The 6,253-nt window shown below is 31.2% G+C and carries 9 protein-coding genes; 4 read left to right on the top strand and 5 right to left on the bottom strand.

Annotated elements, in window-relative coordinates; genetic code table 11:
* Positions 1–241: 241 nt before the first annotated feature.
* The 3 genes from FTV31_RS15220 to FTV31_RS15230 are packed head-to-tail and all read left to right on the top strand — an operon-like array spanning position 242 to position 2,158.
* Positions 242–1,234, top strand: coding sequence for a hypothetical protein (locus FTV31_RS15220; protein ID WP_121973992.1), 993 nt, complete (start codon positions 242–244; stop codon positions 1,232–1,234).
* Positions 1,227–1,577: an STAS-like domain-containing protein gene (locus FTV31_RS15225; protein ID WP_121973991.1), complete on the top strand. Its 351-nt coding sequence runs from the start codon at positions 1,227–1,229 to the stop codon at positions 1,575–1,577. Before FTV31_RS15220 ends, FTV31_RS15225 begins: the two co-directional genes overlap by 8 nt.
* A gap of 5 nt (positions 1,578–1,582) precedes the next feature.
* On the top strand, positions 1,583–2,158 hold the full coding sequence (locus tag FTV31_RS15230; RefSeq protein ID WP_121973990.1) for a hypothetical protein: 576 nt from the start codon (positions 1,583–1,585) through the stop codon (positions 2,156–2,158).
* Between the two features lie 78 nt (positions 2,159–2,236).
* Here FTV31_RS15230 and nadS read toward each other — a convergent pair whose 3' ends face one another.
* The 5 genes from nadS to FTV31_RS15255 form a co-directional block, all read right to left on the bottom strand.
* Entirely contained in the window at positions 2,237–2,509 is a 273-nt protein-coding gene (nadS, locus tag FTV31_RS15235; protein ID WP_004676016.1) for a NadS family protein, read from the bottom strand.
* Complete coding sequence (locus tag FTV31_RS15240; RefSeq protein ID WP_002126330.1) at positions 2,502–2,822, bottom strand: type II toxin-antitoxin system RelE/ParE family toxin; 321 nt, start codon at positions 2,820–2,822, stop codon at positions 2,502–2,504. The genes nadS and FTV31_RS15240 overlap by 8 nt, the downstream gene beginning before the upstream one ends.
* 189 nt (positions 2,823–3,011) lie before the next feature.
* A complete protein-coding gene (locus FTV31_RS15245) occupies positions 3,012–3,212 on the bottom strand; it encodes a hypothetical protein (protein ID WP_163146734.1) in 201 nt (66 codons plus the stop codon).
* 60 nt (positions 3,213–3,272) lie between these two features.
* Positions 3,273–3,578: a hypothetical protein gene (locus FTV31_RS15250; RefSeq protein ID WP_163146733.1), complete on the bottom strand. Its 306-nt coding sequence runs from the start codon at positions 3,576–3,578 to the stop codon at positions 3,273–3,275.
* Between the two features lie 188 nt (positions 3,579–3,766).
* On the bottom strand, positions 3,767–5,158 hold the full coding sequence (locus FTV31_RS15255) for a hypothetical protein (RefSeq protein WP_163146732.1): 1,392 nt from the start codon (positions 5,156–5,158) through the stop codon (positions 3,767–3,769).
* Positions 5,159–5,976: 818 nt separating this feature from the next.
* Between FTV31_RS15255 and FTV31_RS15260 the strand changes: the two genes are divergently transcribed.
* Positions 5,977–6,183 (top strand): 3-hydroxybutyryl-CoA dehydrogenase, encoded by a 207-nt coding sequence (locus tag FTV31_RS15260; RefSeq protein WP_228284210.1) that lies wholly within the window; start codon positions 5,977–5,979, stop codon positions 6,181–6,183.
* Positions 6,184–6,253: the final 70 nt, after the last annotated feature.

Here is a 6,253-nt window from a genome sequence, read left to right on the forward strand (position 1 = left end):
ATGTATTTTAGATTTTTTATATATTGTTCTTAAGCAAGGCGGAAAGTTAATAAAATAATTATGACCTATCTAGCCACGTGATTTAGGGTCAATTTTTATCTCTCCCAACCCTTGGTTGGGATTTTTGCCTGAGATTTCGCATAAGAGATTTTATGTTAAATCCTTTTATATATTTCTTTTATTAGTTCATTTGTATAAGATCATATCTGCTCGATTACCGTCTAAAAAACAAGGATTTTTTGTGAAAAAGCCTAATCAAAAAGCTATTCTTCGTCAGAAAAAATCAGATTTAAAAATAAGAAAGGAAGGTAAAAAAAGATCACATACTTATATCGGCTTAATAAAATTTTCATCTGTAATCTCATTAGCTAAAATGGGTCATAGAGAAAAATTTCTAGAAACTATAAGAAAAATAAAGCTGAGAGATAGAGCTAATAAGAGTTTATATCTTAATTTTAAGGATGTAGAACTATTGTTGCCAGAAGGCGTTATTTACCTTTTACATCAATTGGATAAGTTAAAAAATAAAAAAGAATTACTAGGACGAACCTCTGATAAGGATGTAGTAAAAGCTATGTTCTCTAGATTAGGCATTCATAGTCTTATTAAACAGCCTCCTTATGTTGGTAAAACTATTAATATTGTTGATAGATGGGAGTGTTTATCGGGAGATAGCGCTGATTTAGGCGAGGAATACGAAAAGATTGAAGAGCAAATAGCTATGATCTTACCAGATAGAAGAGCTAGATTTGTTTTACAAAATGCTATTGCTGAAGCAATCAGTAATGTGATCAATCATGCCTATGATGAAAATGCTCAATATAAGAAATGGTTTTTATTCTTTTGCATAGATAAAGAGAAAAATACATGTCTGATCGTGGTATCAGATGTAGGAAAAACTATTCCGGTAACTATTCCAGTTAAGCTAAGAGATCGTTTATCTATTAATCCAATTGAACTCTTTACTGGTAAAAATGACTCTCAATTGATTGAAATAGCAACAAAATGGAGAAGATCTGCAACAGAAGAGTACCATCGAGGAAAAGGCTTTAATGATATCATGCAGGTTGAATCTGATGTAGATGGTGCAAATGTGATAGTTCTAAGTAGAAAAGGGGCTTGGTCATCTGTCGCTGGTTTAAAAGACTACAAAGATGCTATTGAAGGTACAACTGTAGGATGGGAAATTCCTTTGAATAATGTGAAATTAGTCGCGAGTAAAACTTATGCTTGAAATCAAATATGATGTGGCTAAAGAATATTATCCAAGACCTATGGGTAGAGCTAGAAAAGATGGTCTACATAGTGGTGAACGATTTAGAGAAGAAGTTCTACTACCTTTTTTCCAATCTTTAAAAACGAATCCAAACCAAATTCTTGTTTTAGATTTTAATGGTATATCTACAGCTGGATCTTCTTATCTAGAAGAATCTTTTGGTGGTCTAATTCGTAAAAATGGTTATCGTAAATCTGATTTAAATAGACATCTAAAGATAGTGGTAGATGATGACTTAAAAGAACTTATTACTGATAGAATAGAAAAGTATATTAATGACGCTGAAAGTAAAGTGAAATAAATCATATGGATAAGGAACTATATGTTGTTTGGACGTCACTTCTGCTTTTGTGGTTTTTTTCCATTTGTAGCGTATTAATAAAACCTGATCTTATTCCTTATAATTGGCTAGCTCCTATATTTAAAGCTATTACAGTTGCTATCCCTGTATATGTGTTTTTATTCAGAATAAAAAACTCTTTATTAATGAAATCAATCAAGTCTGCTAATGATCTGTTAATCAAGACCAATGAAACATGTATTAATGTTTTCTTAGATGATGATCCTCAAAAAACTTTTAAAGATATTAAAAAAGTTTCCTTATATTTAACTTATTTAAAATCCGAAGTGAATAATTTTCCCTATGGTGGACCAATTTCAGCTCTTCTTTTTTCAAAAAAGATGAAATTTTTGAAGGAATATGAAAGAGAAGCTCTTAAAGCCTATTCTGATTATTATGAGTTAATTACATTTGATACCATAATTGAAAATAAGACATCTACAATGACAAAAGAAGAGTCGGAAGAGCTAATAGATAGGATAATTCATTCATCTACAATACTTTCTAACATTCTTGAAAAACATCTAAGAAAATATATTTAAGATTTCCTACAATTAACATAATACACGTTATACGAAGTCAAAAAATGGGAGCTAAGCTCCCATTTTTAATGCATTTTTTTAAATAAGGCTAGGATGTGCATCTAAGATTCGAATTAATGTTGCCGCTGGTCCTGTCGGATAGCGTCGGCCTTGTTCCCAGTTTTGCAGGGTGCGATGACTGATGTGGAGACGTGCAGCAAATTCGCTTTGACTTAAACCAGTTTTTTCTCGGACTTCCTTAATATCAGGTAATTCAAGTTCGGTTGTTCGACTTGCTTGGATCTCTTTGCGTTTGATTGCTCCAGCTTCTTTAATCGAAGCAACTAAGTCATCAAATAAGTTGTTATCCATGAAATTGCTCCTTCACGAGTTGGCGCAGAATGGCGGTTTCTTTATCCGTGAGATTATCTTTTACAGATTTTGGATAAGCCACCAAGAAAAAGATTTGATCATCCTCATTTACCCAATAGTAAATTACTCTGATACCGCCACTTTTGCCTTTATTACCTTGAGCGCAACGTACTTTTCGAATGCCACCGCCATTCTTGATCAAGTCACCTTTATCAGGCTGAACCAATAGATCTTGTTGAAGTTGACGATATTCCTCATCAGATACAAGGTCTTTGATTTGCTTGGTAAAGATGCTGGTTTCAATGAATAACATAGATTCTTTGTACGTCAATGGCGTATAAGGATTCTAGCAGTTTCTGTATCAAAAAACGAGAGCTGATAACTCTCGTTTCGTATAATCCGTATTATGTTAATTTCAGAGAAACTATTACAAATAGAATATTACTTTTATATTCTCAAATGAGCCGCTATCTTTCTTAAAAAATACTATAAATAACTGTTATTACTGATTATTATTTTTTAAATCAGGGCGAATTTTATAAATATTATTTTGGAGTTCAAAAATATGACTGAGAGCTTTTCCTATCAGTAAGATATTTTCTCTATTTTCTAGTGATGGATCTGATTGAATCTTACTAGGAATACTGTCTAATAATATTGCAGCTTGATACAAATCATCATTTATTTTTTTTAATTGATCCATTTTTCTCTTCTATATATGTTGGTAAGGATCCCAATCATATTACATTGAGATCCTGATTTATTAGGCCGTGGTATATCTTGTTGTAGCTTCTCTAGTTTCTGAACTAAAAAGGTTTAATAATCTATCCGATGATGGTACAGGAAGATTTGGTGGATTCCAATCACCTGTAGTGATGCATGTATTTAAAGAGTTTCCACACTCTGACATTCCACCGCTACCAGCAGACCCATAGACATCAATACAGTCTGCATAATATTCTGCACACAATTCTTTCGTTAAATAATATGAAGGCGTTGTAGGATCATATGCAAGAGCAAGACTACTAGTGATTATTGTACTAATTAGAACTATTTTTTTTAAGAACATAAGAAAATTCCAACTTTATTGTTAATTTGATATTTAAATATGATTTTTTAAAATTTAACTATTATTAAAATTACTCAAATCGAATAAATTTTTGAATAAATTCGCTTCATTTAACATAATGGCGATTATACGAAAGGACTGAGTTCTGTATGCTACAGGGCTTAGTCCTTTTAGTTTCATCTTTATTCTTAATAAAGTTTTATAAAGAAGACTTCTGAAACATCAGCTTGGCTTGGAATGACTACAATACAATTAGAGTACGTGAATTTATTTAACTTATGATTTCCCGTGTCTTCAGCAATATCAATCAAGAATTTTCCAGAGTCATCCTGTGTATAATTTCCAAATAATAATTGCATTTTATCGGTAGTTTCATAATTTTTAATGAATCCTCTGTGAAAATTATTTTTTATAAAATTAGGGTCAGTTCTATTTAAAATATATCTCACTCCGACATTCATCGTCATCGCAATATCATCAACATCTCCTAGGAGGTTCACGATAGTTGCTTTGTCTTCAATAGTGTGAGTTTTTAAACCTCTATAATGACCTTGGGTATCTAATATTTTTTCCATTTTATTGATTGGATGTGAACGATGATCACTTCTAAAAACTTTAAATTTTTCCTCATTTAACGTGAGCATGTTGATTGGACTATTAGTTGACGATTGATCAAAAGTAGCAAGTTTAGGTAAAGTTAAAATACCACCACTTGAAGAACTAGCGCTGCAAACTAAAATTAAATCGTACTCTGCTGCCAATACTCGAAATTCATCAGTAAACTGCTCTTGTGAAGATGTTAAAGCGGGATTAATAATAGGATTTTTTTGTTCAATTTCACTTTTAAAAGCATGCTCTAATCTAATTGGTTTTAAGATTTTGACTCCAACATCATCGTAACCCCATTGCTGCAAAATATTTTGAACATAAATACATTCTTCACTAATTTTTTCTTCATTATCATAGTTATACATACTAACTATAATGATTTTAGGTTTTTTATATACCTCAATTTCTCTTAAACCAGCTCTCGATAACACGATTACTTTTTCAGCATTAATTTTTTCATCTTTTTGAACCAAACACTCATCTTGTTGAATAATGCTTCCTTGTTTTATCACACCTTCAAATTTTTCTATTGGTGAAAGAACCTTATAGGAAAAGGGATCTTCAAGATCTAACCTACTATCATCTTCTTGAATAACAGCATCTATTTCAGAAGGTAGTTCGATATTTTTAGGAAGCCTAATAATAGAATCTTCTTTGTAATCAATTTGATATATATCTTTGGATCTATAAAGCTCTGCATCCCAAAAATACATGTTATTAATTTTTAAAAAGTGATTTACTTTGATATTTTGAGTCATATGCGAATTTATTCCCCAGCCGGCAAATTTTGATAAATTTTTAGCCGGGTAATCATTTAAAGCGATAACATTTTCTGCAACTCTCCTACCTATAGCTTTATCCAAAGAAATAAATTCTGCTGGATAGCCTTTAGGGAGTCGTGGGTGCAGTCCATGAAGCATATCTATTAATTGTCTAGGAAAATCATCTGGAAAATTTAATTCGAGTTTCATTATTAAGTGCCTAAAAAATCATAAAACATGGATATTTCTAATCAATATTAAAGTATGACAATAAGCTAAGATTTTTTATTATTTAAAACATATTCAATGTTTTTAAATAAACCCAACTTAGTAAGAATTAATTGAAGTTAGCATCTTAAGATACTACTGTCCCATAGTTTGATTTAAATAAAAAAGCCCGACATCCTGTCGGGCTTTTTCATATCGGGTTGCTAGTCTTACTGATCTCGTGCTGCCCATTCCTTGCGCTATTTTCTTATTCTTGTTTTCTGGAAACATCCAGTTCCCTTATGTATTCATCATAGGGCTAATGCCTTTGATTACCAATCCGCAAAAACCTTAAATCTGCGTAAGTTTTAGCTTACAAAGTTGGCCTATTTTATCCCAAGAGTTGTCCGCAGAAATTGGGGATTATTTCTGAACTGTGACCCTTGAGAAATCAGGAAAAAATGCAAAAACGAATGTTTTTTGATCAATTTTATTGGCTAAAAGTTACAGTTTTGCTTAAAAAGAAACCGACTTGTTTCCAAGTCGGTTTTTTGTGGTTTTTCAGGGGGATGAAAAATTTTTAACTATATGAAAAACAAGGATATTTTAAAAAGCATTTCGTATAAGCTCTATTATGTTAAATGAAGTAAAATTCTATAGATTTTAATATCCATAGAAATCTTTTAGTATTTATTTTTAAAATGAAATTTCCCATTATGAGAAAACCAATAATTTTTTCGATCTTATTACTAATTTGTTCCTTTTCATATGCGGATGACAATAAACAATGTGATGGAATTGCATATGCAGCAGACACCTTGATGACTTTTCATCAAATGGGTTCAGACGTAGAAAAAGCTAAAAGTATTTATAGCAACCTCTTCAAAGAGGAAGGTGAAATTTTCAATCAGATAGTAGATGAAGTAAAGAAATCACCTATCTATACCAAAGAGGAAGAAGCAGAAAAAGCTATAGAAGATTTTAAAAATAAATGGAAAAACTATTGTATAGAAAACAATATAAAATGATTCGCAATTAAATTGATGATCTGCATAGTGATTCTAAAAATTTCCTAAAATTAACGTAATACACGTTATA

This window comes from Acinetobacter sp. YH16031, assembly GCF_013417335.1.
In the GTDB taxonomy this organism is placed as follows: domain Bacteria; phylum Pseudomonadota; class Gammaproteobacteria; order Pseudomonadales; family Moraxellaceae; genus Acinetobacter.

Coding starts and splice junctions, on each gene's coding strand:
- FTV31_RS15255 (WP_163146732.1), bottom strand. CDS start 5,158: ATGAAACTCGAATTAAATTTTCCAGATGATTTTCCTAGACAATTAATA.
- FTV31_RS15240 (WP_002126330.1), bottom strand. CDS start 2,822: ATGTTATTCATTGAAACCAGCATCTTTACCAAGCAAATCAAAGACCTT.
- FTV31_RS15245 (WP_163146734.1), bottom strand. CDS start 3,212: ATGGATCAATTAAAAAAAATAAATGATGATTTGTATCAAGCTGCAATA.
- nadS (WP_004676016.1), bottom strand. CDS start 2,509: ATGGATAACAACTTATTTGATGACTTAGTTGCTTCGATTAAAGAAGCT.
- FTV31_RS15250 (WP_163146733.1), bottom strand. CDS start 3,578: ATGTTCTTAAAAAAAATAGTTCTAATTAGTACAATAATCACTAGTAGT.
- FTV31_RS15230 (WP_121973990.1), top strand. CDS start 1,583: ATGGATAAGGAACTATATGTTGTTTGGACGTCACTTCTGCTTTTGTGG.
- FTV31_RS15260 (WP_228284210.1), top strand. CDS start 5,977: ATGACTTTTCATCAAATGGGTTCAGACGTAGAAAAAGCTAAAAGTATT.
- FTV31_RS15225 (WP_121973991.1), top strand. CDS start 1,227: ATGCTTGAAATCAAATATGATGTGGCTAAAGAATATTATCCAAGACCT.